Raw genomic sequence first — 25605 nt, 5'->3', positions numbered from 1 at the left:
AGGCGTGCAAAAATTTCCTGCTTATTAACTTTTGATTAGATTACTTACATAAAAATTTTTCAACAGCTTCAATAAACACTGGTCAGTTTTCTAGATAAATTATATGAGCTGATTTTGGAACAATAATGCTTTCTAAATTTTTAACGTGCTCTTTAAAATATTCTAAGCATGCTTCACTATCTATAACACCATCTTTTTCACCTAAAATAAGCAATGTAGGAATTTTAATTGAATCTAAAGCGCTTTCAATTTGATCATAAAGACTAGAATCCATTGACATTGTTAATTCTTTAATGTATTCATTGCTAAATCTTTCAGGATCAAAAGCCTTTTTAACTTCCTCACTAAATTCTGAGTTAGCAATTAACTTATCAAAATCATAGTATAGTGGCCTTAAAAAGTCATGATATTCGCTGAGTGTAGTAGGGGCAAAATTTCTTCTATATTTTCCTTTGCTTAGTGATGTTGTTTTATTAATAGGAGCAATATAAATTAGTTTACTTATTAAGTCAGGACGTAATTTATATGCAAGTGATATAGTGCCACCGCCCATTGAATGGCCAATTAATGTAACATTTTTTAGGCCATTATTAGTAATAAAGTCAACAAGCAACTGTGCAAATTGATTTACATTTAGCTTATGATCTTTAACTGGCTTAACTAAATTATTGCCTGGAAATTGGATTGCATAATAATTTGTTTTAGTCCAGTAATTTTGAAACATTTCAAAAATTTTAGGCTTTGAATTGTGGCCATGACAATAAATTATGGCTCCGTCTTTATTGCCATTGTCTTTAAAAACATATTCATAGTCATAGATTACTTTTTCCATATATTCCTCTTTTCATGCTAAATAAATGAACAAAAATATTGATGAGTAAATTATACACAACTTGCTTTCAAGGCTGTTTTATAGGGAAAAATGGAAATTTGATCAGCGAGAATAAAATAAAAAGCACCCTTCTGTGCTTTTTCAGTAACTATTTTCTCAAGTTTAATTCAGCTAGAACCTTGTTGTAAAGTTCAAAGTTTTCTTTCTTTAAGTGTTGTAGCAAAATTCTTCTTTTTGTAATTTTTGCAATAAAACCACGTCTTGAGTGATTGTCTTTTGGATTTGCTAAAAAGTGAGGTTTTAAGTCTTCAATTTCAGCAGTTAGAATAGCTATTTGGACAAAGATATTTCCTGTATCTTTCTTGTTAGCTCCATATTTAGCAACAATTTGAGCTTTTTGTTCTTTTGTAATCATTTTAGTTCTCCATACATAAATATGTTTTACCCTAGTTTTAATTATTTAATTAAACCAAGTATAAAATTGCATTGTTGTAAATTAAATTGCTTTTAAATTTTACCATTATTACTATCATTAAGTAGAATTTTTTTAGCATTAACTATGTCAGAATTTAAGATCATATCATCTTCAAGTGAAGAAATGAATCTTAATGATTTTAGTATTTTTATTCTTGATTTTAAGTTAGCCACATTATCCTTTAATTCAAAATCAAGAAATTTAATTTCATAATTATCTATATTTGCCTTTAAAACAGCATAATAAGTCATTTCATTGATCTCAACATAACTTAAATATATGCCATCTTTTAAAGGAATAATATTACTATCAGTTGTTAACTTAATTGACTTAGTTATATCGTTAAAAGTTATATATGCACTAAATGAGTATGTATATAAATTTAATGAATTAACTAGTTCAATATCGCCAATTTCAATGCAAGATTTTAAAAAAGTTGTTGAAACTTTGATATTTTCTCCTATTTTTACAATGTCTACTGAATGAACATTTTTCTCGCCAATTGTTTCTTTAATAGTGTCAAGATTGCCTTTTGCATTAAGCCCAAAGCGAAAGTCCTTGCCAACTACAACGTCAATTAATCCATCTTGATTTTTAAATAATTTTTCTAAAAAAAGATTTGCTTCTAAAGCTCATAATTTTTCAAATTCAAGATATATTCCTTGAGCAAAACCTAAATTAGCAAACTCTTGAATGCGATTTTCAAAGTCTGTAAAAATGTAGCCATTTTTATTTTTAAACATGTTTTCAATATCTCTAAAAAATACAATAACAATGTCTCTGTTTGAATTCCCTTTTATTTCTTTAGCTTTCTCATATAAAAAATTGTGGCCTAGATGAAAACTTTCAAATACGCCAATTAAATATATTGGGTCATTAAACTTTGGCAAATTATTGAAACTATAAACATTAAAACTCATAATTTAAATTATATATTTTGTTTCTTATGAATTAAAACACTAACCCTAATTCTTTTAACTTTAAGTAAACCCCATTATGTTCGCAATCTAATGTGACATCATTAGCAACACTTTTAACTCAGCTATTTGCTCTCATCATTGCTACACCATATGCAGCATCTCTTAACATTTCATAATCATTAGAGCTATCGCCAAAAGCAATTAAATTTTTGTCTCTGTTAATATTCAAATATTCACATAACCATTTAAGTGTTGACGACTTAGTTGAGTTTTTAGGCCCAATAAATACTCCCTTGCTTCATCTTGCTGTTATTTCTAAATTCATATTGTGTTGTTTGATTAGTTCTCTAGCTTTTTCAGCACACTTACTTGAATCTTCTTCGCTTTTAGTGCCTAAGGCAATAATGTGCATATGATTTTTGTCAACTTTATTAAAGTCCATATCAATTATTTTGTCACTATGTGGCTTTAAAAATCAAGATTCAATTTTCATATTAGGAGATTTAAAACCATAATTAATGTCAGTTAGCAAAAAGTTTTCACAGTGGCTAAAATTAGAAAATTCTGAGTACAAAACTTTTAGCTCATTGTATTTTATGATTTTTTCATAAATAATTTTTTTGTTTTGCACATCATAAACAAATGCTCCGTTTGCGCCTATAAAATAGTCAATGTGGTTAGATTTATTTAGTAATTGACCTATAGTTACAAACTCCCTGGCTGATGCTAAAATGGTTGTTATGCCTTTAGACTTTAGCTGTTTAAATGTGTTTAAAACGGTTTCATTAAATTGTAAGTTGCCATGTTCTAATAATGTTCCATCAATATCAAAAGCTGCTGCCTTGATGTTGTTTTGTATTTCAACTCTAGTCATTTGCTTCTCCTTGTTCAACTTCTTTAATTCTGTTGCCAAATATTCTTTTGACTTTAATTAAATCACTATCAACACTAACAATTCCTCAGTTGATTTGATTAGTTTTTAAAATATATTCGCCATTTTTGATTCTTTTGTTATTAAGTATACTTATGCCATTTTTTAAATGTCTAATTTCTGCATATGTTGGCTCATAAAATGGGAGTGAAAATAAAGCATAGTTGCTTACGTCAATAAAACTTTTGCCTTTTAATAAATCTATATCAAGCTCGCCGACTTTGACTCTATCTAGCTCGCTCATATAAGCATAAGTATTTAAAAATATTCCTAAGTCATTTACTAAACTTCTTATATATGCGCCCTTTGAAACGTTCATATATACAACTGCCTGCTGAAGTTCACTGTTAAAACTAAGTACTTTTGAATCAAACACTTTGATACTTTGCGGTTTAAGCTCTATGCTTTTTCCTTTTCTGGCTAATTCATAGCTCTTTGCGCCATTTACTTTTTTTGCACTATAAGATGGCGGGATTTGTTCGCTTTGACTATTTAATCAGCTAGTTATCTTTTGAACATCACTTTGGCCTACTTTAACTTCGGAATGATTAATAACTGTGCCTTCTGAATCATATGTATCAGTTTGTTTTCCAAATTGAATAGTAGTTATATAAGCCTTATTATTGTGTTTAATGTAAGGAATTAATTTTGTATCTTCATCAGTGGCTACTAGCAATAAACCTGAAGCTAATGGATCAAGCGTTCCTGTGTGACCTATTTTTTTGATCTTATTTTCTTTGGCAAATGAATTAATCACTGCAAAAGATGAACAGCCTTTAGGTTTATTGATTAAGTAAAACATAATGGCCTCCAATCAAATACAAAAAGTGTGGATATCTATTATATAAAAAAACACCACAATAGTGGTGAATTTTTTATGCTAAATAATTATTAATTCCTGGAAAGACTTGTTCAGAAGGTTCGTTTGGAAACACTCAATATTTTGTATCAATTCTGTGCTGAATCCTTATTTGCCGTCTTTCTTCTAGTTTACTCCATACTGCTACACCAACAAATAATGTTGAATAAATGGCAACAATCACAAGAATTAACATTATTACGCTTGTAAATATGTCAATAGCGCCAACAAATGCTAAAAGAGTTATGAACACTAATGCTGAAGCAATCAATAAGAATAAATTATTTTTAAATGATTCATAGAAGATACTATTTGAAACATATCTAACTTGTTCTTTGCTTAGAGCTTCATCTTTTTCAAATAAGTTCATTTTTGCTTTTATTGAGCCAAAAATCGTAAATGTGTTAGCAACAGTAAGCAATATTGCTCATAAAAATGCTTGAATTGTATAAATATTCAAAGGAATTCTTAATATAAGGAACAGTGCAAATGTTATTAATAAATTTTGGATTAAGGTTATAACTATAGCAATAGAATATGTTCATTTGAATCTAATCAATGAATAAATAATTATAGCTATTACTGATAAGCCTAAAATAATTCCAAATTTGTTAAATTCAATATTTATATTAACTCTAGATGCTTCAGCAAATAATCCTGTTAAATTAAATGCAGATCATACATCTTTATTAATTGCACCAAGTGTTGCAAGTGTAATAATAGCTCCAAAAATGAGTAATACAGGTGCAATAACAGTTAATTTTGACTTGTTTACATAGTTAATTTTTTTGTATTTAGCTTCAGTATTAAACTTGCCAATTTTTTTAGCTATTATGCCAAGCAGACTAACTTTTTTATCAAAAACATCTGTATTAACTGCTAAAAAGGTCAGGTATCTATTAATAATTAATATGACAATAATTCCAAAAATTGAGCCAAAGGTAATCATAATAGAAAAGCCTTGTGCATTTGGTGTACCTAAAAAGAAGAAGATTATTGATAGTATTAATGTGCCAATATACATATCTAATGAAGAAATGAAATTAGCGTTAAGTGCTGTTTTATAGGCTTTTTTGACTTTAGACTCGCCTTTGTAAATCTCGGACTGAAATTTATTAAATGATGTAAAGATTGGTATTAAATTAATTATTAATGATGCAAAAAGACCTGCGAAACTAGATGGCGAGTATTCACCTCTTAGAACTGTGAACATTAGTAATGTTAAGAATATGTATAGTGCCATTGAAATAACACTTAATGAGCCTAATAGGCCATAATTTACCATTAGCATTAATGAAACTAATGAAAATGCAACAGCAAGAGCAATTCATATGTAGTTGAACTTGAATTCACTTTTTTCTTTGCTAAATAAAACAGGTTCGCCAAAAATTCTTAAGTTTAAGTTTTTATTAGAACCAAAGTTTATCGATGATGCTAAAGCATCAGAAGTCGATTTTTTAGAATCTGTAGTAGATATAACAAAATTCTTATCATTTAATGGTCTGTCAATTTCAGTTATATTAACTAAATATTTAGATCCATCAAATTGGCTTTTCTTAATTGTGTTAAGTTTTCTTAACTGTGGGTCTCAAGGTCTATTGCCAACAAATGTAAAGTTTGCTGCGTTTCCTTGTGCTGCTTCTCAGTCCTTTTTAAAAAGTGGTGTATTAGCAAATCTGTACAACTCATCTAAGTTTGTTCACATGAACATAATTCTTTCAGGTTGCTTAGAAATATATTCAGTTGCTTTTTGTCACTCTAAAATAGCTTGATTATCTTCTAATTCTGCTAAAACTTGGTATCTTGAAGCAATTGGGTTAAATCTAACTGTAGCACTATCGGTTTTAAGAGGCACAGCATATTTTTCAATTTCACTATAATCAATTTTTAGCTTATCTTTATCAATAGTTTTAGGATCAGCAAATCTACCATTTATAAATAGTGGATTCATGTTTATGTCAGTTACAACTAAACTACTTTTTTTAATAATTGAGCTTTCAAACTCAGCTTGTTTTTCTGAATCGCTAAGTGGTTTATTACGGGTAACTTGAATAATTCCGTTACCTATAACAGCCACATTAGTTGATGAATCATTTGTACTAGAGAAACGATATTTTAGTGACTGACCAATATCATTTAAAACTTTGGCTGAAGCAGGTAAATCACCATTATCACTTTTAACTCTAGCCTCAACTTGGTATCTAATTCCTTCACCATATTCAATTGAACGGTTAGTTTGTTTAAAAATGGCAAAGAATGCGCCGCAAACAATAGCACAAATTATGCCAATAATTGAAATTGATAACAGTAGTCATCTTTTTCAATTATTAGGGCTAAATAGTTTCTTAAAAAAAGTCTTAATGTTAGTTATAAAGTTTGACATAATAGTTAATATTATATATTATTAGTATTTTTTCTATTAAGTATAAATATTAAGATTATTTCTTATTAAATAATCCACTCCTTTTGTTGTTATTCTTCTACCTCTTGGCGACTTTTCTATAAGCTGCAAATATAGTAAATAAGGTTCAATATCATTAATTAAGTTTTCCTTGCTCATATTCAAAATTCCTGAAATTGCGTCTATTGAAACAAACTTATCATAAAAAGAATTGCTAAGCAATGAAAGATATTCTATATGTTCTTTATTAAGCCCTAAATCAAACAATTCCAAATGCTTAAATGTTAAATATGTTGTTTTAGCATCAATAATACTTTGGTTATTTTTAAGTGAGAAATCATATGCTCTTTTTAGTAAGTGATTAGCAATTCTAGGAGTGTTTCTAGAATATTTTGCTAAGAGCATTAGTACATCACTATCAGTTTCAACTTTTAGCTTTTTCTTGCTGTTTTGTAGTATTTTAACTATCTCTTCATTACTATACTGACTTAGTCTGGCAAGCAGCCCGAATCTGTCTTTAAAAGGCTGACTAAGTAAATTCAATTTAGTTGTTGCACCTACTAAAGTAAAAGGTTTAAGGTTCATTCTCATAACTTTAGAATTTCCCTCTGGGCCTATAATCAAGTCAATTTTGAAATCTTCCATTGCATTATAAATAATTTCTTCAACTGCTCTATTAATGCTATGAATTTCATCAATAAAAACTATATCATTTTCATTAACATTAGCAAAAACGCTTAGTACATCAGACTTTTTTTCTAATAATGCTCCTTGCAAGTAGTGAACCCTTTTATTCAATTCATTGCCTATTAAAGATGCTAAAGTAGTTTTACCGGTTCCAGGTGGACCATAAAAAAGAATATGATCTAAGACCTCATTTCTGTGCAATGAACCATCTATCATTGCCTTTAAAGTTATAATTAATTTCTTTTGACCTATAAATTCTTTAAAACTAGTTGGCCTAAGCAGTAGCTGATTCATAGTTTTGAGTAGACATTAATTTTATTGCTTCTTCAATCATTTTTTCAACATCATCAGTTGATGAAATTTTAGAAAGTGCGCCATCAATTTGTTTTGTTTTAAAGCCTACCATCTTAAGAGTTTCTTTTACTTCAGATAAAGTATTAGTTGTTTCATTAATTTTTGCTGCATCTTTTGGACTAATCATTTTTGACCATTTTGCCTGTAATTCAGCCACAATCAGTCTTGCCATTCTTGGATTAAGATATGGAATTTCAATTAGTGCTTCTGCATTTCCTTCAGCAATTAATGCCACAACTTTTTCGAAGCCAAAGTTTAATATATTAAAAGCTGCTCTTGGCCCAATGCCATTAAGAGAGATTAAATCTACAAAAAGCAGTCTTTCTTTGAAATCTTTAAATGCATAAGTAGCATATTGATATTCGTTTTTGATTTCAAATAAATATAATTTACATTTTTGCTTTATTTCAACTCGCTCAGGATCAGGAAGTATTAATGAATATCCTATTCCTTGACTTTCAAATATTATGTTTGAGTTATGTTTATGGATAATTTCACCTATTCTATATAAAATCATTTTCACCTCCAATTCAGTATGTTTAAAAACATTATGAATAATTTAAAAAAGGAAAAAAATGGGAAAAAGGCGTCCCTTTTCCCATTTATGATCATTAATAGAATAAAAATAAAAAAATTCGAATTAAAATAATGCAAAAATATACAAGATATTTTGTTATACAAGAATCAATAACACACTAAGAAACACTGGACAAAAAAACATAAGAAAGGTAAAATGGAAAAAATGCACAATGCTTAGAAATCTAAAGAAAGGAGAAACGTGTGTTATTGTCTAAACGAATATAAAACAAATAACGAACAAATAAAAGGAGTAAAAAAAACTCTTTGTAGAGTTTAAAGAGAATTTTGGTGCGCGGGGAGGGACTCGAACCCTCATGCCGTTAAGCAATAGAGCCTAAATCTATCGTGTCTGCCAATTTCACCACTCGCGCTCAAATTTTGGTGCCGCCTATAGGACTCGAACCTACGACCTACTGATTACAAGTCAGTTGCTCTACCAACTGAGCTAAGGCGGCATGGTGGAGAATGAGGGGCTCGAACCCACGACCTGCGCCTTGTAAGGGCGATGCTCTCCCAACTGAGCTAATTCTCCAAAATGGTAGTCTGTACGGGGATCGAACCCGTGCATGCATGGATGAAAACCATGTGTGTTAACCGCTTCACCAACAGACCATAAATGGCGCCGATTACAAGGATTGAACTTGTGACCAACTGGTTAACAGCCAGCTGCTCTACCGCTGAGCTAAATCGGCAAACTACTTTTTTTACATAAAGCCTTATTATTATATAACAAAAAAATATTTATGGTAAGAAAAATATTTTTTTATTTAGCATCTTTAAAAAATGCATTTTTATTATATATGATTGCATAAAAAAAGTAAGCAGTTTAAACATTTGTTTTGCTTACTTTTTTGTTTATTTTTGGTAGCTTATTTAGTCTTTATTTTTGTTCTTGATTAATATAAACTTTGAATTGATCTAGCAACTCATCAGCTTTTTTAATTTCTTGTCCATCATGAGCAGATGATAAATATAATGCACTATCTAATGCGCCAGCAAATTGGCTAGTTGCATTGTCTGTTACTGATGGCTTAGTAAGAACTGTTGTCTTATTTTTTTCAAGATTTAAAATTGACTGAAGTGAAACTAGTGCACTTCTTAGGTTGTTTAGAATAAAGAATTTATCTTCAGCTTCTGTTTTTTCTTTTTCAGTTGCATTAGCTTTCTTTTCAACTTCTCTTACTTCTTTAAGTAATTTTTTAATTTCATCTTTCATAATCTTTTCATTATTGTCATTAATTACGCCACTAAGTGGAATAATGTACCCTGATAATTTAGCAAATGTTTTTCAGTTCTCTTCTTCATGACCATAGTATTGATTTTTGCCTGTGTATAATCAAGCTAAGAATTTCTTAGTTGCCTTATTTACAGCATTAGAAGTATCATGATTTTCAGATGTATCAACAGCTAAAATACTTGAACCACCTTCAGCAAATATTCTGTCTTTGCCTTCAGACATTAATGTAAGTTGTGGCAATAAGTATACGTCTTCAAATTTAGCATTATTTTTTTCAAATCCAGGAATAGGTTTGCCGTCTTTTGTTTTTGAAAATAGTTTTTTAGATATTTTCGAAATCATTCTTTGATTTGTACCGACGCTAGCTAGGATACTAATAGCACTCTTGAATTCACGAACATTTCATGAACCTCATTCATTCGAATGATTCACATACTTAATTGATGAAAATACTTTATTGTTGGCGCCAACTTTCTTTTCATGTCTTTTTACTGATTCAGTATATGTTTTATATAGATCTTTAAAATGACTTACATAACTTTCATTATTTGGCAAGTTATATTCAACACGGGTTGGTTTTTTTGGATCACCAGTTAAAACTAGTTTTCAAATAACATCATCTTTACCAATTCTAGAATTAAACTCTTTAAAAAATGATTGTTTATGATAATCAATTGATAAAACTTCACCAGTGATTGTGTCAGCATTAACTTTACCTTCATCTAGCTTGGTTCCTTCTTGGAATTTAACAGCTAGCTCTCTTATTTTATCCATTGATTTAAAGGTGTTTTCGTCAACTTTAAAGTCTTTGAAAGAATCATCTTTTGCTAGTTTCAATGCTCTTCAAATACTATTTTCTGGTAAGTCATTTCCAACACCTTTAACAGCAGCATCCTTAGCTCTTTTTGGAATATCAGCATTTCAATCAATAGTTCCTTTACCTTTTTCTATTAATTCAAGCATAAAGTTAAGAACATCAAGATTAAATGCTAAAGCATCTGTATCAGCATTATCAAAAGGTATGTTGTAAACCTTGTTTTTGTCTGTTTGACCAGATAAAATTGTGTGTAACTCAGCTATGCTTTGATTAAAAATTTCTTTTTTAACTCCAACATCACTAAGATCCATTAATCTTTTGTATTGGTTAACTAAGAAAGCGCCTGATTGAGAACCTAAAATAATATTTGGCACTTCTTTTAGATTGCCTGATTCAATGTTTTCCTTTGCTTTTTTAACAAGACCAAATTCAGACTTTATGTTATGATCTTCCTTGTATGACATCTTAACAGGAATAAAGTCTTTGTCTTTGCTAAATGTTTTGTTGTAATAGTCAACAAAAGGTGTTAGCGCACCAGCAAGTGGTCAATCCTTACTATGCGCTATTTGAAAAATTATACTTTTTCCGTTATTTTCGTTTTTATCTCCACAAGAAACAGCAGCTAGTGGTGCTAAGGCGGCTAATGGTGCTATTCCTCATAGTAATTTTTTTGCTTTCATTTAAAACCTCATTATAAGAAAATGAAATAATTAGTAACTAATTATCTAAATATATATTTTAAAACTAATGCAAAATTAAGTATTCGAATGTGGAATTATTCATATTTTAGGCTGATTTTGGGCTATTTATAGCACTTTTTGTAAAGTTGGCTAAATTTATAACAAAAGCAAAATAAAAAAGGCCTAAGCCTTATTTTGTTGTGCATTGCTTGCTTGATTAGCGGCATTAGCTTGCTCTAAGACAACTGGATCAACCAATAGTTCGCTAATCATATTTTCTTCATATAAGTCTTCTTTATTTGGCAATAAAAAAGTTTTAACTAACATAACAATAGCCATCAAGATTGCTGCACCAACAATGTATGTATCAGCAAAATTGAATGTACCTAGTTCTCTGTTTGTTCACTTTTCGATAAATGGAGAAAATATAATGTCTTTAACTGTGTTATTAAATCTCATTCTATCAATGAAATTACCAATATCACCAGCTGCAACTGTTGCGCATAGAATAATCATTAGATTTGACTTTACAAAAAGCGGCACTGTTAGCAAGAAAAGGAATAAAAGTATGCTAGTAAAGTGAATAAAATTAAATGCAGCTGTTGATAACTGACCAAATCTTGAAAAAATAGTAACGCCATGATGGGCAACTGACCTAAAGCCAATTATTCCATAGTCAAATACTATTGATCTGTCTCCTTGAAAACCAGAAGAAGAACTAGGATCAGGAATTGAATAAAAATAGATTTCTTTAGTTACTTGATCAATGGTTAGTAAAATTGCGAAGGTCACTATAAATATGGCATATTTGAGTAATATTGTCAAATAATTTGTCTTGATATATACTTGCCAATACTTAAAGTGATTTTTCATTCTTTCGACAAAATTTTCTTTATTTTCCTTTTTGTGTCTCATATTACTTTCCGTTTACTTTTTGCACTATTTTATAGCATAATGGGCATAAATTGTCTTTAATTTGAGCAGGTGAAAAATGGTTCCAACATCTATTACATTTTTCAGACATAAATGATTCTACTTTTGATACATTGCCAAATTCAATTGCGCCTACCATTAATAACTGCTTAAGATCATATCCTTTAATTACTTCACTAGGATTTTTAATTGTCACTTTAGCTTCGTTAGTTCTTTTAATTAAGCCACTTTTAATAGCATTTTCTAATAGCAAGTTAACTTCGTCTTTAAGACTAAAGAACTCTTCTCACTCTTTTAAAACATTAGAATCATATGGCTTAACTATATCAAAATTCTCTAAGTGAATGCTTTCTAATTTATTTTTTTTATAAAAGTGCATATAAGCATCTTCGGCAGTAGTTGGAATAATAGGGGCAATCGCTTTAATTAAAAAGTTAGTTATATCATAAAAGTTTGCTAGTGTCATCATTCTTTCATTCGAATCAAATTCATGCACATATAAAATGTCTTTGGTTATGTTTAAATAAAAGCTTGATAACTCAACAACATATTTATTTATTGTTTTTATAACACTAGAAAAATTATATTCATCATAAGCTTTATATACTTTTTCTTTAATTGATTCTAACTCATTATATATATATTGATGCACACCAGTTCTTTTGACCGATTCATCATATTCATAGCCATTTAGGTTGCCTAATAAGAACTTAATTGTGTTTCTAATCTTACGGTAAATTTCACTGTTTTGGTTAATTATTTCATCGCTTATATTAACATCATTTGTATATTCAGCATTAGCAACTCATAATCTTAAAATGTCAGCACCATATTTTTTAATAACTTTAAGTGGATCAACAACATTGCCTTTAGATTTAGACATTTTTTCGCCTTTTGAATCTAAAACAAAGCCGTGACTAACAATTTGTTTATATGGGCTTTTGTGTGTATAAGCAACTGAATTTATTAATGATGAATTGAATCAACCGCGATACTGGTCACTGCCTTCTAAATATAAATCATATGGGGGCTTTAGTTTTTCATCAATTTCAACTGCAAGTGAAGTAGTGCCTGAATCGAATCAAACGTCCATAATGTCCATTTCTTTAGTATAACCATTGCTTCTAAACTCTTCAGGTAATAATTCATCAGCCTCTTTTTCTCATCATATGTCAGTGCCATATTTTTCCACTAAGTCTATAACATAGTCAAATATGGCTGAATTAATAACTGGTTTACCATCTTTATCATAAAAAATTATAATAGGTACACCTCATGTTCTCTGACGGCTGATTGTTCAATCTTTTCTCTCACTTATCATGTTAACTAAACGTTTTTTAGCTCATTCAGGATAAGTGTTTATGCTTTCTAATTCATTAAGTAATTGTTGTCTAATTTTATCAATTGAAACAAATCACTGTGGAGTGCCACGGAATAAAATGGGTTTGTGAGTTCTTCAGTCATGTGGATATGAGTGTCTGATTGTTCCTTTGGCTAATAAGGCTGATTTACTAGTTAATTTGTCAAAAATTTGTGCATTAGCTTTTTCATAAAATATGCCTTTATATTTACCGGCTGCATCATTAAGTACACCATCATCTTCAACATGCATTATCATTTCTAATGAATTAGCTGTTCCTATTTGAAAGTCATCTTCACCAAATAAAGGCGCAATGTGAACTAATCCAGTTCCACTTTCAAGGCTAACATGATGTCCAATAACAACAGGACAAACTAAATCATTTAACACACTTTTGTACTTAATGCCTATTAATTCATTAGCGTTAAAATCAACACTAATTTGTGCATTATCAAGTTTGCTTATTTCAATAAATTTATTAGCTAATTCTTTAGCAACAATATATCCTTGGTTATTGTGCTCAACTCTACAATAAACAAAATTCTCACCAATTGCAACTGCTGCATTAGCTAATAAAGTTCATGGAGTTGTGGTTCAAATAACTAACTTATCGCCGTTTTTGACTTTTTGAGAGCCATTTTGGTCAATTATTTCTAAAGCAACATAAATTGAAGGACTATCAACATCATGGTATTCAACTTCAGCTTCAGCTAAAGCAGTTTGGCTTGATGGTGATCAATAAACTGGTTTAAGACCTTTATAAACTAAGCCATCTAAAACCATTTTTTTGAATAATTTTAACTGAGCAGCTTCAAATTTAGGTTCTTTAGTTTTATAAATTTTCTTAAAGTCAGTTAATAATTGCAAGCTTTTAAACTGTGATATTTGGTTTTCAATTTGAATATCAGCATATTCTGACGCTCTTTTTCTTAATTCAATAGGTGAAATAACTTTGTAATTAATTTTGGCATCAGTAAGCATTTTTAATTCAATCGGCAAGCCATGTGTGTCTCAACCAGGAACATATGGAGAATAAAAACCACACATTGATTTATAACGAACAATAATGTCTTTTAAAATCTTATTCAACGCATGACCAATGTGAATGCTACCATTTGCATATGGAGGGCCATCATGAAGCACAAATGGAGTATTATTTTTGTTTTTTTCTAAAACCCTAGCATACAAATTGTCTTTTTCTCACTTTTCTCTAAATAAAGGCTCCTTAGTAGTAAGATTTGCACGCATTTCAAAATCAGTTTTAGGCATGTTTAGCGTTTCTTTGTAATCTATCTCTGACATATTGCTCCTAGAATAAATATAAGTTTGATTATTATAATAAAACTAATTTATAAACTTATAATAAGTTTATGTATTATATAAAAAATTCATTTTATGGCGATTTAAATTCTGTTTGCTTGTGCTTTATAAAAATACTAATATTTACTGATATGGCTGTTTTATAGTATTAAAGTACTAAATTGATTATTTGTATTTTTTACACATAAAAACAAAAGCACACTAGTAAGTGAGCTTAGTTAATATTTATTTGTTTTGCTTATTTTCTCAGGTTTTTGCTAAAAATGTGTCAAACAAAGGGTTTGATCTAAGTACTTGAGTTGTAAATTCAGGATGGTATTGTACACCTAAATAAAATGGATGATTTTTAACTTCGCATATTTCAGCAACGTTTAATTCAGGATGAGTTCCTGAAAAAACAAAGCCTTTATCTTCTAAAAGCACTCTGTATTTATCAGTTGCTTCATATCTGTGACGGTGGCGCTCATAAAATACATTCGAGCCATAAATTTTTTGTGCAAGTGTGTCATCTTTTGCTTTAATCTTATCTTCACCTAGTCTTAAAGTTCCGCCAATATTCATTAAATCGCCATTTTCATAAAACGGAGTAAGTACAAATTCTTGTTCTTTTGATTGGTCTGCAAATTCCTTGCTAGTAGCATTTAAAATACCCATCATTCTAGCTTGTGCAACTGTCATTGCTTGAAAACCTAAGCAAATTCCTAAAGTAGGAATTTTATTATTGCGTGTATATTTTGCTAAATTAACTTTTGCTTCAAATCCTCTTAGTCCAAAGCCAGGTAGAATAACTACGCCGTCATAGCCCTTTAATTCTGAAGCAATATTCTTGTCAGTTATCTTTTCCGAATCGACTAATTTATAGGTTAATTCGATATTTTGATGAGCAGCAGCAATCTTTAGTGATGAAATAATTGATAAGTATGCATCTTCTAAACTAGTGTATTTGCCAACTAATAAAATATTAAGTGGCTTGCATCTTTTTGAAACATATTTATTAGCAAATTCTTTTCAAGAGGCATTAGCTTCATAGTTAATAGGCTTATCTATTTTAAAGTGTTTATAAATTATTTGCAATATGCCGCTTGATTCTAAAAATAAAGGAATTTCATAAATGTTTGCTTTGTCAGGAATGTTAATTACATTTTCAGGCTTCATAAAAGCATTAGCACTAACTTTTTGAATAATTGATGTGTCAATGCCTTCTTGTGAACGAAGCAATAATAAATTAGGATTAATTCCAAATGATCTTAGTGTTGAAATTGAAACTTGACTAGGTTTAGATTTATATTCGTTTGATGCTGAAAGATAAGGCACAAAAGCTAAGTGAGAAAACATAACATTTTCTGGATATAAGCTAGCAAATTTTGAAATTGCATAAATGTATGGACTAGATTCTAAGTCGCCAACAGTTCCGCCAATTTCAATAAGCATAAAATCAGGATCTTTTTGCTTAGCTAAATTTAAAATAATTGAAATAATTTCATCAATTACGTGAGGCACTATTTGCACGGTTTTACCATTATAGTCGCCTCTACGCTCTTTTTCTAAAATTCTTGTAAAAATTCTACCTGTAGTAAAGTTAGATTCTTTAGTTAACTTTATGCCAATAAATCTTTCATAGTGACCTAAGTCTAAATCAGTTTCTCCCCCGTCACTAGTAACATAAACTTCGCCATGCTCCAAAGGATTCATAACACCTGGGTCAATATTCAAATATGGATCTAGTTTAAGTACAAAAATATTAAATCCTTGTGCTTTTAAAAGATTACCAACACTGGCAGCAGTTACACCTTTACCAAGTCCACTTAATACACCACCAGTTGTAAAAATAAATTTAGTTTTCATATACACCTCAATAAATATATATAGTATTTTACTTAAAAATGTGTATTTTTGGGCTAAAAAAGCAATAAAAAAAGCCCTTGGGGCATATTTGATATGGTGGCTCCGGCAGGAATCGAACCAGCGACACACGGAGCTTCAATCCGTTGCTCTACCTACTGAGCTACAGAGCCATTATGGCGGTCCAGACGGGAATTGAACCCGCGATCTCCTCCGTGACAGGGAGGCGTATTAAACCACTTTACCACTGGACCATATTGGTGGCGGAGGCTGGATTCGAACCAGCGATTTCAAGGTTATGAGCCTTGCGAGATGCCAACTTCTCCACTCCGCGATATAAAAGTTTTAGTTAAAAAGAACAAATGGCGGGTGATGAGGGATTCGAACCCCCGCGGGCCGTGAAGCCCCTGCTAGTTTTCAAGACTAGTCCCTTCAGCCAGACTTGGGTAATCACCCATGGTGGACCTAACTGGATTCGAACCAGTAGCCAACCGGTTATGAGCCGGTTGCTCTAACCGTTGAGCTATAGGTCCTTCAGTTAGATACTTTTTCCATATAATGGTAGCGTCGAAGAGAGTCGAACTCTTGACCTTTCGGGTATGAACCGAATGCTCTAACCAACTGAGCTACAACGCCATAAAAATGGTGGAGGATATGGGATTCGAACCCACCACCTCCTGCGTGCAAGGCAGGCGCTCTAGCCAAATGAGCTAATCCCCCATGGTGAAGAAGACAGGATTTGAACCTGCGACCACTACGTCCCAAACGTAGCGCTCTGCCAAGCTGAGCTACTTCTCCGCTTTTTTGGCTAGTGTTTAAAAAGCAATATTATTATACATTAGAAAAAATAAACCAAAAGCAGATTTTTATTTTTTTAAATACTGCTGTTGTTTATAAATTCTGTAGCAAAAAAACTTGGCTAAATACAATTATAAGCTATGTTTTTTCTGTTTGTAATAAAATGTTGAAACTTGTTGTAGGCTAAAAATATTTTTTGCATTGCTTATCACCAAAACACTTTTAAATAAGCATACTAATATATTTTCATTTATTATGAATTAATTACCTTTTTCATTATTTAAAAAAAGCAAATGATTTGTTTTTTTTAAACCTTTTTTATAATTCAATTAGGCACTTTATATTTATTTTAGCTCATATTGTATTAATTTATGCTAGTATCAAACTAAACTATACAATTAAAAATTTACAATTGATATAATAACAATTATAGGTGGCATTTTTTATTTTATTTATAAATCTTTATATAATTTAAGGCTTTTTCTTTTGTGCTACTTACATAAAGAATAAATATCAAATATAATTAAAATAATAAAATTTTTTGATTGAGGTTATAAAAATGTCTATAACATGGTTTGGCACTCAAATAATAGATAGCAATGATGGACAAATAATAAAATATAAATCTAAAAATTGAGTTGGAATAATTTATAAAATAACTAAGAATAAACTTTCTAGTTTATTAGCAAAACAGCAAGATTTTTTAAACCATGCAGGGGTATATTTTCTAGTTAAACAAAATAATAGTAACTATAGTGTCTATGTTGGCCAATCAAATATAAAAAACGATAATAAAGGAGTGTTATATAGAGTATTTCAACATCTAAGCTCAGAAAAAAGAAGTGATTTTGATTATGTTTATATAATTGTAGATTCTCAAAGTAATATTGGAGCAACTGAACTAAACTATTTAGAGCACTCTTTCATAAGGCTATTTACAGATAATAGCAATATTGAGTTATTAAATGACAATTGCGCTAACAAGGGAAATATTTCTAGTGAAGATGAAGCAGAATGAAATGCTTTTATAGAAAATGCTAAAACTATATTAAAAAATGTTGGTTTTGATGTTTTTGGTAAAAAACAAAATTTAGGCCAACAAAAAGAAATTCAAGCCCTAAAACATGATGAACAAAAGCACACACAATCTTATGCAAATGATAATGAAGTTAAATACTATACTTTAAGGCAAAAATCAAAAGAAACAGAAAAAACCACCATTGCTTTATTGCATTAACAAAGACGACAAATATATAGTATTAAAAGGTTCTCAAATTAGATTACATCAAAATGAACCAGAGTATTTTGCAAATCTATTTAAAACGATTAAAGAAAAAAGAGATAAATTAATTTTAGAAAATAAGATTATTGATGGAATTTTGCAAGAAAATCAAGAATTTAATTCAAAATCTTATGCAGCTGTTTTTGTTTTAGGAAATTCATCAGATGGCAGGATTTGAGTTGAATCTAATAATATTGATGATTTGTATGAAAAACAAAAAAGTTTAAAAATTAATAACAAATATAAAGAAACTATATTTTCATTGTCTAAAAATAGTAGGCTTGATAAAAACAAAAAAATAATTGCAACATTAAAGCAAGTTGAAGACAAAAGATTTATTTTGCTATCAGGTTCATCCATTGAACTTGCTGAAGCTCAACACTTTAAAGAACAAATGAAATACAATAGCATAAAAGAATTACGAGCTGAGTGCTTTGCAAAACAAATCATTAGAGATGGTGTTTTACAACAAGATCTTGAATTTAAAAGTTTATCATCTGCTGCTGAATTTGTCTTAGCTAGATCGTCTAATGGTCACGTAGATTGAATTAAAAAATAAAGGCCTCATTTACACCGCTTTGTGTAGATTTGAGGTTTTTATTTATGCATTGTTTTAATTGCATTTAAGTTTAAATAGAAAATAAAAAATACTGAATTTTATATAACTAAGCTAAACTACTGTATGCAAAAATTAGATAAAATAAAAATAGATAACTTGTGTAAAAAGCTTTTTGAATAATAAATATAGAGCGAATTTTATTAATAATTTTAGGAAAAGTTATGAAATCTTTTATAGGTTATATAAAAGAATTTACTTACAATACAGATAAAGACTGAGCTGTTGCTAATTTTTATGTTTTAGATACCGAGAAAATCATTAAAATTAGTGGTAATATTAATAGCTTGCCTATTGAAGTTTTATATGAAATTCAAACAGATGAAAACCCAGAAGAAAAATATAATTCTGAAATTTATAATTGCAAGTCATATAAGTTATTCACAGCTAGCGACAACCAAATATTTTTTGAATATTTGAAATCGGATGTGTTTAATAAAACTATTGGTGATGATTTTATTAAAAAATTAGAGTCATACTACCAATCAGATAATATTTGACAAGAAATACTTTCTAATAAAGAAAAATTTCTAAACATGAAGCAAGTACGAAAACCAGTTTTAAATAGCGTTTTTAACAAGCTTACTTTTAGTAATTTTAAACTAGCATTTCTTACTAATGACCTTGATTTAAATGTACTTGATAAACTAATAGAGCTTTATGCAGGCTCATTTGATCTAATACAAGAAGCAATTAAAAATAGTTTGTATGAGATTAATTTTCAATACAAAATAACTAGCCTAGAATCTATTGATAAAATCTTTTTGCTTTTTAATAAAGATGAAAATATTGTTGCACGAATTGCTCATTATTTACATAATTATTGTAATGAAATTCTAAATAACAAATCTAGTTCTTATACATATTTAGAAAATATAAAAAGATACTTTGACTATCAAGAGAAGTTTTTTATTCCAGTGGAGTTAAAAAAAAGTCATTAATAATGTAATAAGATATGCAAAAACCAAAAAACTTCTCATTATTAAAAAAGATAGAGTTTATACAGCCCAAACATATAATGATGAAATGACTATTGCTTCATTTTTAGCTAATAAAAACAGAGTCAAAAAAATTAGGTATTCCAAATTTAAACAATATATAAAAGAAATTCAAAAAGAGTCTGCAAAAGAAGCAGACATAGACAACTTTAAATATGATGAAAGTCAAATTAACGCACTAAGAAAGTTTATTGATAATAAATTTGTAGTAATTACTGGTGGCCCTGGAACTGGTAAGACCACTTTAATAAAAGGCATAGTAAAACTATTTAAAAAAGTTTATCCAAATGAAAGTTTTAAAATAGCAACTCCGACAGGAAGAGCAGCAGCAAGAATTAAGGAAAGTTTTGAAGAATCCGACGCTACAACTATTCATAAATTACTGCAATATGATCCTTCAACTGATAAGTTTAGAAAAAATATGTTTAATCCGCTAGATGATGGTTTATTAATTATTGATGAAACATCAATGGTTGACAACAATTTATTTAGTAGCTTTATTTCATCTATTGGAAATGCAAAAAGAATCGTTTTTGTTGGCGATGTGGAACAGTTGCCAAGCATTGGAATTGGTAATGCGTTTGAAGATATTATTAAATCTAAAAAAATAACAACTGTCGAATTAAAAAGTACACACCGACAACAAGACCAAAGCAAAATTACTGATCTAGCTTATATGATCAGAAATAATAATTTTGACATCACAAAGCTTCAAGAAACAGCAGAAAAAAGCGATTTGAAAACTATTTTTATTGATGATCAAAGTAAATACTTAGAGGAGATTATCAATAATTATAATTTTCGTAATAAGAATGGTTTTTATATTCCAAATCAAATTCAAATTATTTCTCCCTTCAACAAAGGAGCATTAGGAATAGAGGAAATAAATAGAAAGATCCAAGAGAAATTTAATAGAAATAAAAACAAAGACGAAGACGAAAAATTAAATGCAAATGGTTACAGCTTTTATAAAGAAGATAAAATAATGTATCTAAAAAATCAAAATGATTTATCTAATGGCGATATTGGAGTTGTCGATATTATAAATAAAGACAACAAACAAATGACTGCAACTTTTAATAATGATAATAAAAAAGTTGAATTATATAGCTCGGATCTAACTAATTTAGCTTTGTGTTATGCTTGTACAGTTCATAAAACTCAAGGCAGCGAATTTCAAAAAGTGATTTTAGTGTTAGACCCAGAAAAAGGTAATTCCTTTATTAATAAAAAGTTAGTCTATACAGCTATAACTAGGGCTAAAGATGAACTAGTTATTATTACCAGCAGACAATATTTTAATAAAAGTGTTAATCAAAGACCTGCTCAAAGAGATACAAGTTTAGCTAAACATATAAAAATAATGCATTGGAAAAAGAAATGAAGTCTTTTTAGAAAAAGACAATATTGTCACTAAAATATATTTCTAATATAAAAAAGTGTGTGCTCTCACCACATTTTTATTATCAAAAAATGTAAAGTTAAGCAACTAATATCTATTTAATCCCTAAAATGCTATTAATTCTTGCTTTGGTTGGATTTGAAACAATAAAAGTACCGGCTACACAAGCATCAGCACCTGCTTTAAAACATTCAGGGCCAGTTACATCATTTATGCCACCATCAACTTGTATTAAATAGTCATAAGCATGCTTTATTCTTAATTGTTTAAGTAATTTTATTTTATCAATTGCAGAAGGAATGAACTTTTGACCGCCTTTTCCTGGTTCAACAGACATAACTAACACTAATTGAATATAAGGTAAAAATTTCTTAATTTCTTCAACTTCAGTACTTGGTTTAATTGCAATTCCAAGCCTATAATCATGATGTTTTTGTTTCAAAAACTTAAGCAATTTCTCTGATTCTACCGCTTCATAATGAAAAGTCACAATATCAACTACATCTTTATATAAGTCTATATAATCCAAAGGATTTTCAACCATTAAGTGAGCATCTTTAAAGTGCTTTAGTCCTTTTTCATGAATGTTTTTAATTTCATCCAATTCAATTGCTAAATTTGGTACAAATTTGCCATCCATTACATCATAATGAATTCATTTTATGCCTTCATTAACTAAAATATTAGCCATATTTAGCCTATTTTCAGGCTCAACATTTAATAATGATGGAGTAACATACTTATTATTTTTGTTCATTTTCAACCTCTTGCAACAACTTTAGATAATTATTATATCTAAATTGGGGAATAATATTGTCCTTAACAGCTTGTTTTATATTACAAAAGTTCTCAGGCTCATTTTGGTGAAAGCAAGTTTTAAACTTGCAAAATTTGCCTAGTTCTTTAAACTGCTTATATGAATAGGCTAACTGTTGCTTTGTTAAGTTTATATCTAAACTAGAAAAGCCTGGAGTATCAATTAATTCTCCATTATCGAAAACATTAACAATTTGCACAATTCTAGTTGTATGCTTGCCTCTGTTTGCAAATTTTGAAATTGCTTGGACAGCAAAATTACTGCCTGTAATTTTGTTAACTAAAGTAGTTTTTCCAACGCCGCTTTGCCCCATTAAAACATTAGTTTTATTAGTGAATAATTTCGCAATATTTTTTACTCATTCATCTGTTTTATAGGATATTTCGTAAACTTTGTATCCTAAACTTTCATATTCATTTTTATATTTGCTTGTGCCTAAATCAGCTTTAGTATTAAATAAAACTGGCTCAATATTTGCACTCTCAATAAAAGCCATATATTTATCAACTAAAAAGCTTTGAAACTCAGGCTCATGAATTGACATTACAATGATGATATGATCAATATTAGCTACTTTCGGTCTTATAAATTCATTTTGCCTTTCATATATTTTAGTTATGTACTTTTCTTTTTCAAATTCGACATAATCGCCAACTAAAGGCACTATGTTTTTATGTCTAAAAACACCTAGAGCAGGCAAATTATGAAAATTGTTATTTTCATCTTTAATTGAATAAATTCCAGAATTTATTGAGTAAATTTTTCCCTTCAAGTTTACTTCCCTATACTGATAAAACTATAATTGCAACTATGACAGCTAAAATAATTAAGCTGAAAATAACAAGCATAGCAATCAAAAAACCTTTGCTGTTTACTATCTCCGTAATCGTTTTTTTAGGTTTCATTTTCTTAGCGTCAATTGGCTTTTCAAATATTCTTTTTTCTGAAAGTGCTGTTTTTAAATCTTCTGCCATTTCTCATGCGCTTGAGTATCTATGAAATGGATCTTTTGCAGTTGCTTTAATAATTACATTTTCTAGTGCTTGCGTAGTTGCGATTTTATCAGTTAGCTTAGGCATTGGCATTGTTTTTTGCAATATTAAGGTTTCATCAGCTTTCTTGCCTTCAATTGGATATTTGCCAGTTAGCATTTCATAAAGTAAGATTCCGATTGCATAAATATCTGTTTTTTTAGTAGGCTCATTATCAGGACGGCAGAGCTCAGGTGCCATATAATAAACTGAACCTACAACTTTTGAAGCTTGTGTAAATCTTTGACTATCAGGATCTAGTGAAAGACCAAAATCTAGTATTTTTACATGACTATTGCTAGTTATAATGATATTGTTGCTCTTAATATCACGATGAATAATATTATTTGAGTGCAACTCTTGCATAGCTTCACATATTTGTCTTACATAATTTATTGAACTATGGGGATTAAGCACGCCATTTTTTTTAATTAATTCTCTTAAGCTTTTGCCTTCAACATATTCCATTACTAAATACTGCTCATCATCACCAACATATGATTCAACATAGTAAGGAAAATAATCAGACTTAACTTTTTGCAAAATTGCAATTTCTTGCTTAAAACGACTAATTGTCACATTTTTGTCGCTATCAGGCTTAATTACAAAATATTTAAGTGCATAAACTTCTTTAACAACTGAATCAGAATTTAATAATTCGACTTTAAAGACTTTGCTAAAGCCTCCTTCGCCAATTTTTGTAAGCACTTTGTACTTTTTAAAGACTCTGCTATTTGATGGAATCATTCTAATGCCTCCTGATTTTTACTTTAATTTAATGTAACCATAATGCATGATGCATTATCATTTGAATTATTTTTTAAAGCAAAGTCGACAATGTTATCACATCACTCCTGTGCATTTTTAAACCTTAGTGCCATGTTTTCCATTACATTTCGCGATGCAAAATTATGTGTGCCATCACTAGTTGCAATAACAGCACTAACACGTTTATAATCATTAGGAAAAACTGTTGAGATATCTAATCTAGTTTTTTTAGTTGGCCCTAAAGCTGATGTTAATGATGCACGGTTAATGCTTTTTTTAGCTTCATGCTCAGGAACACCATTAGAAATTAGCTGATTTAAGTAATTATGATCAACAGTTACTTGCGTAATTTGGTTTGAATTATCTAATATATAAGTACGTGAATCGCCTATGTTGAAAATGAGAATAAACTTTTCTTTAGAATTGACTAAAGCCCCTGTAACTGTGGTTCCCATGTCTAATTTAGCTTCATCACGATCGCCAATTTTAATCATCTCTTTTTTGCAAGCCTTAATTGTTTCTCTTATTCATTTTATGTATGAATCAATGGCGCTATCATCAGAATTAGGAAAATTATTATCAAAATACTGCTTAAATACTTTAATAGTTGTGCTTGAGGCAATTGCGCCGCCATAATGGCCACCCATGCCATCACATAAAAGTAAAACTGTGCAATTTTCATTAGTTAAAATTGCAACAGCATCTTGATTTTCGAGTCGTTTTGTTCCTTTTTCACTAACTCTGCCAAAATCCATAAATTTTATATTTCTTCCTTTATTATTTGAGTTACTCTCTTGGCAGCTAATTCAGCATCATCATTGACAATTTTGTACTTAAATAAATGCTGATCATTAATTTCGTCTATAGCTTTTTGCATTCTGATATTTATAGCTTCTTTATTTTCAGTATTTCTGTTTAAGATTCTATTTTTTAATTCAGTAACTGAAGGAGGTAGAATGAAAAAAGTAATTACTTTGTATCTATCATTAACCTCTTTTTTACTTAGTATTTGCTTTGCCCCATTTGTTTCTATTTCTAAAAATGGAACTTTATTTAAATTATGAATTCTGTCGATTTCAGCATACAAGGTGCCATAGTAATTTTCAAAGTGATAACTGTATTCTAAAAAGGCATTTTCACTAATTTTTTTCTCAAAGTCTTCTTTACTAATGAAAAAATAATGCACTCCTTCTACTTCTCCAGCTCTAGGCTTTCTGGTTGTAGCAGAACAAGCTAAGTGCAATCTTAGCTCTTTGTTATCAAATAAATACTTTTCAATAGTACCTTTACCGACACCACTAGGCCCTGCAAAGATAATAATTGGCTTCTTGTTTACGCTTTCTGTCATAGTTATATTTATTATATTAATTTATTGAAAATATATTAGCATTAATTTGGAAACTAAACTAGGAAAATGAAATCTAGTGTACTTGAGTAAATGATATTTGATGACTAATTTTCCAAAAACTTTGTTTCATAGGCTTTTTGGAAAATATAGGTGCTATAAAAATAATTTTTAATTAACTACATAGCCTGTCTTAATTTATTTAAATTATCAAGACAAAAACCAAAATTAAAAAAATCATAAGCTATTAGAATATAAAAAGGCCAAGAAAAGCAAAAGTAATATATAATATAAAATAATTTATTTTAAACCAGGAGAATA

21 protein-coding genes and 13 tRNA genes are annotated in these 25605 nt (G+C 29.5%); 4 read left to right on the top strand and 30 right to left on the bottom strand.

Annotated features, from left to right (window positions below):
* Positions 1 to 40: 40 nt before the first annotated feature.
* The 25 genes from MAG_RS01220 to MAG_RS01100 all read right to left on the bottom strand — a co-directional run bounded on the left by MAG_RS01220 (position 41) and on the right by MAG_RS01100 (position 17025).
* Positions 41 to 832 (bottom strand): alpha/beta fold hydrolase, encoded by a 792-nt coding sequence (locus MAG_RS01220; protein ID WP_011949408.1) that lies wholly within the window; start codon positions 830 to 832, stop codon positions 41 to 43.
* Positions 833 to 980: 148 nt separating this feature from the next.
* On the bottom strand, positions 981 to 1247 hold the full coding sequence (gene rpsO, locus MAG_RS01215) for a 30S ribosomal protein S15 (RefSeq protein ID WP_004024390.1): 267 nt from the start codon (positions 1245 to 1247) through the stop codon (positions 981 to 983).
* Between the two features lie 92 nt (positions 1248 to 1339).
* On the bottom strand, positions 1340 to 2227 hold the full coding sequence (locus MAG_RS01210; protein ID WP_011949407.1) for an FAD synthase: 888 nt from the start codon (positions 2225 to 2227) through the stop codon (positions 1340 to 1342).
* 31 nt (positions 2228 to 2258) lie between these two features.
* The gene (locus MAG_RS01205) at positions 2259 to 3101 is read right to left on the bottom strand and encodes a YcsE-related riboflavin metabolism phosphatase (RefSeq protein ID WP_011949406.1); all 843 of its coding nucleotides are present in this window, start codon (positions 3099 to 3101) and stop codon (positions 2259 to 2261) included.
* Positions 3094 to 3960 (bottom strand): tRNA pseudouridine(55) synthase TruB, encoded by an 867-nt coding sequence (gene truB, locus MAG_RS01200; RefSeq protein ID WP_011949405.1) that lies wholly within the window; start codon positions 3958 to 3960, stop codon positions 3094 to 3096. Before truB ends, MAG_RS01205 begins: the two co-directional genes overlap by 8 nt.
* 73 nt (positions 3961 to 4033) lie before the next feature.
* Entirely contained in the window at positions 4034 to 6400 is a 2367-nt protein-coding gene (gene secDF / locus MAG_RS01195) for a protein translocase subunit SecDF (protein ID WP_011949404.1), read from the bottom strand.
* A gap of 36 nt (positions 6401 to 6436) precedes the next feature.
* On the bottom strand, positions 6437 to 7399 hold the full coding sequence (ruvB, locus tag MAG_RS01190; RefSeq protein WP_011949403.1) for a Holliday junction branch migration DNA helicase RuvB: 963 nt from the start codon (positions 7397 to 7399) through the stop codon (positions 6437 to 6439).
* Positions 7380 to 7976, bottom strand: a complete 597-nt coding sequence (gene ruvA / locus MAG_RS01185) for a Holliday junction branch migration protein RuvA (RefSeq protein WP_011949402.1) — start codon at positions 7974 to 7976, stop codon at positions 7380 to 7382. Before ruvA ends, ruvB begins: the two co-directional genes overlap by 20 nt.
* Before the next feature lie 348 nt (positions 7977 to 8324).
* Positions 8325 to 8409, bottom strand: a tRNA-Leu gene (locus MAG_RS01180).
* Positions 8410 to 8417: 8 nt separating this feature from the next.
* Positions 8418 to 8493 (bottom strand) — tRNA-Thr (locus tag MAG_RS01175).
* A gap of 1 nt (position 8494) precedes the next feature.
* A tRNA-Val gene (locus MAG_RS01170) sits at positions 8495 to 8570 on the bottom strand.
* 4 nt (positions 8571 to 8574) lie between these two features.
* A tRNA-Glu gene (locus MAG_RS01165) sits at positions 8575 to 8650 on the bottom strand.
* A gap of 5 nt (positions 8651 to 8655) precedes the next feature.
* A tRNA-Asn gene (locus tag MAG_RS01160) sits at positions 8656 to 8730 on the bottom strand.
* A gap of 188 nt (positions 8731 to 8918) precedes the next feature.
* Positions 8919 to 10772 carry a P68 family surface lipoprotein gene (locus tag MAG_RS01155; protein WP_011949401.1) on the bottom strand — a complete coding sequence of 618 codons (1854 nt, stop codon included), beginning with the start codon at positions 10770 to 10772 and terminating at the stop codon, positions 8919 to 8921.
* A gap of 183 nt (positions 10773 to 10955) precedes the next feature.
* The gene (locus MAG_RS01150) at positions 10956 to 11687 is read right to left on the bottom strand and encodes a signal peptidase II (protein WP_011949400.1); all 732 of its coding nucleotides are present in this window, start codon (positions 11685 to 11687) and stop codon (positions 10956 to 10958) included.
* A gap of 1 nt (position 11688) precedes the next feature.
* Positions 11689 to 14367, bottom strand: coding sequence for an isoleucine--tRNA ligase (gene ileS, locus MAG_RS01145; protein ID WP_011949399.1), 2679 nt, complete (start codon positions 14365 to 14367; stop codon positions 11689 to 11691).
* Positions 14368 to 14610: 243 nt separating this feature from the next.
* Positions 14611 to 16230, bottom strand: coding sequence for a CTP synthase (locus MAG_RS01140; RefSeq protein WP_011949398.1), 1620 nt, complete (start codon positions 16228 to 16230; stop codon positions 14611 to 14613).
* 94 nt (positions 16231 to 16324) lie between these two features.
* A tRNA-Phe gene (locus tag MAG_RS01135) sits at positions 16325 to 16400 on the bottom strand.
* Between the two features lie 4 nt (positions 16401 to 16404).
* Positions 16405 to 16481, bottom strand: a tRNA-Asp gene (locus tag MAG_RS01130).
* Positions 16482 to 16485: 4 nt separating this feature from the next.
* Positions 16486 to 16561 (bottom strand) — tRNA-Met (locus MAG_RS01125).
* 29 nt (positions 16562 to 16590) lie between these two features.
* Positions 16591 to 16683: transfer RNA gene (locus MAG_RS01120), tRNA-Ser, on the bottom strand.
* A gap of 1 nt (position 16684) precedes the next feature.
* Positions 16685 to 16760 (bottom strand) — tRNA-Ile (locus MAG_RS01115).
* 26 nt (positions 16761 to 16786) lie between these two features.
* Positions 16787 to 16863 (bottom strand) — tRNA-Met (locus MAG_RS01110).
* A 7-nt stretch (positions 16864 to 16870) separates the two neighbouring features.
* Positions 16871 to 16947: transfer RNA gene (locus MAG_RS01105), tRNA-Ala, on the bottom strand.
* A gap of 1 nt (position 16948) precedes the next feature.
* A tRNA-Pro gene (locus MAG_RS01100) sits at positions 16949 to 17025 on the bottom strand.
* A 559-nt stretch (positions 17026 to 17584) separates the two neighbouring features.
* On the opposite strand from MAG_RS01100, the gene MAG_RS04280 reads away from it, so the two are divergent.
* The 4 genes from MAG_RS04280 to MAG_RS04265 all read left to right on the top strand — a co-directional run bounded on the left by MAG_RS04280 (position 17585) and on the right by MAG_RS04265 (position 21338).
* On the top strand, positions 17585 to 18262 hold the full coding sequence (locus MAG_RS04280) for a GIY-YIG nuclease family protein (RefSeq protein ID WP_011949397.1): 678 nt from the start codon (positions 17585 to 17587) through the stop codon (positions 18260 to 18262).
* Positions 18246 to 18866 (top strand): DUF4357 domain-containing protein, encoded by a 621-nt coding sequence (locus tag MAG_RS04275; protein WP_232955146.1) that lies wholly within the window; start codon positions 18246 to 18248, stop codon positions 18864 to 18866. The genes MAG_RS04280 and MAG_RS04275 overlap by 17 nt, the downstream gene beginning before the upstream one ends.
* A 221-nt stretch (positions 18867 to 19087) precedes the next feature.
* Positions 19088 to 19864, top strand: a complete 777-nt coding sequence (locus tag MAG_RS04270; protein ID WP_011949395.1) for a hypothetical protein — start codon at positions 19088 to 19090, stop codon at positions 19862 to 19864.
* A gap of 85 nt (positions 19865 to 19949) precedes the next feature.
* Positions 19950 to 21338 (top strand): ATP-dependent DNA helicase, encoded by a 1389-nt coding sequence (locus tag MAG_RS04265; protein WP_011949394.1) that lies wholly within the window; start codon positions 19950 to 19952, stop codon positions 21336 to 21338.
* 79 nt (positions 21339 to 21417) lie between these two features.
* Here MAG_RS04265 and MAG_RS01075 read toward each other — a convergent pair whose 3' ends face one another.
* The 5 genes from MAG_RS01075 to gmk are packed head-to-tail and all read right to left on the bottom strand — an operon-like array spanning position 21418 to position 25287.
* Complete coding sequence (locus MAG_RS01075; protein ID WP_011949393.1) at positions 21418 to 22080, bottom strand: ribulose-phosphate 3-epimerase; 663 nt, start codon at positions 22078 to 22080, stop codon at positions 21418 to 21420.
* A complete protein-coding gene (rsgA, locus tag MAG_RS01070; protein ID WP_011949392.1) occupies positions 22067 to 22912 on the bottom strand; it encodes a ribosome small subunit-dependent GTPase A in 846 nt (281 codons plus the stop codon). The genes MAG_RS01075 and rsgA overlap by 14 nt, the downstream gene beginning before the upstream one ends.
* A 10-nt stretch (positions 22913 to 22922) precedes the next feature.
* The gene (locus MAG_RS01065) at positions 22923 to 23918 is read right to left on the bottom strand and encodes a serine/threonine-protein kinase (protein WP_011949391.1); all 996 of its coding nucleotides are present in this window, start codon (positions 23916 to 23918) and stop codon (positions 22923 to 22925) included.
* Between the two features lie 23 nt (positions 23919 to 23941).
* On the bottom strand, positions 23942 to 24694 hold the full coding sequence (locus MAG_RS01060) for a PP2C family protein-serine/threonine phosphatase (RefSeq protein ID WP_011949390.1): 753 nt from the start codon (positions 24692 to 24694) through the stop codon (positions 23942 to 23944).
* 5 nt (positions 24695 to 24699) lie between these two features.
* Positions 24700 to 25287 carry a guanylate kinase gene (gene gmk / locus MAG_RS01055; protein WP_011949389.1) on the bottom strand — a complete coding sequence of 196 codons (588 nt, stop codon included), beginning with the start codon at positions 25285 to 25287 and terminating at the stop codon, positions 24700 to 24702.
* Positions 25288 to 25605: the final 318 nt, after the last annotated feature.

The organism is Mycoplasmopsis agalactiae PG2 (assembly GCF_000063605.1).
In the GTDB taxonomy this organism is placed as follows: domain Bacteria; phylum Bacillota_I; class Bacilli_A; order Mycoplasmatales; family Metamycoplasmataceae; genus Mycoplasmopsis; species Mycoplasmopsis agalactiae.
Note: the sequence above shows the minus strand (reverse complement) of the source record. Positions and strands in the feature narration are given on the sequence as shown.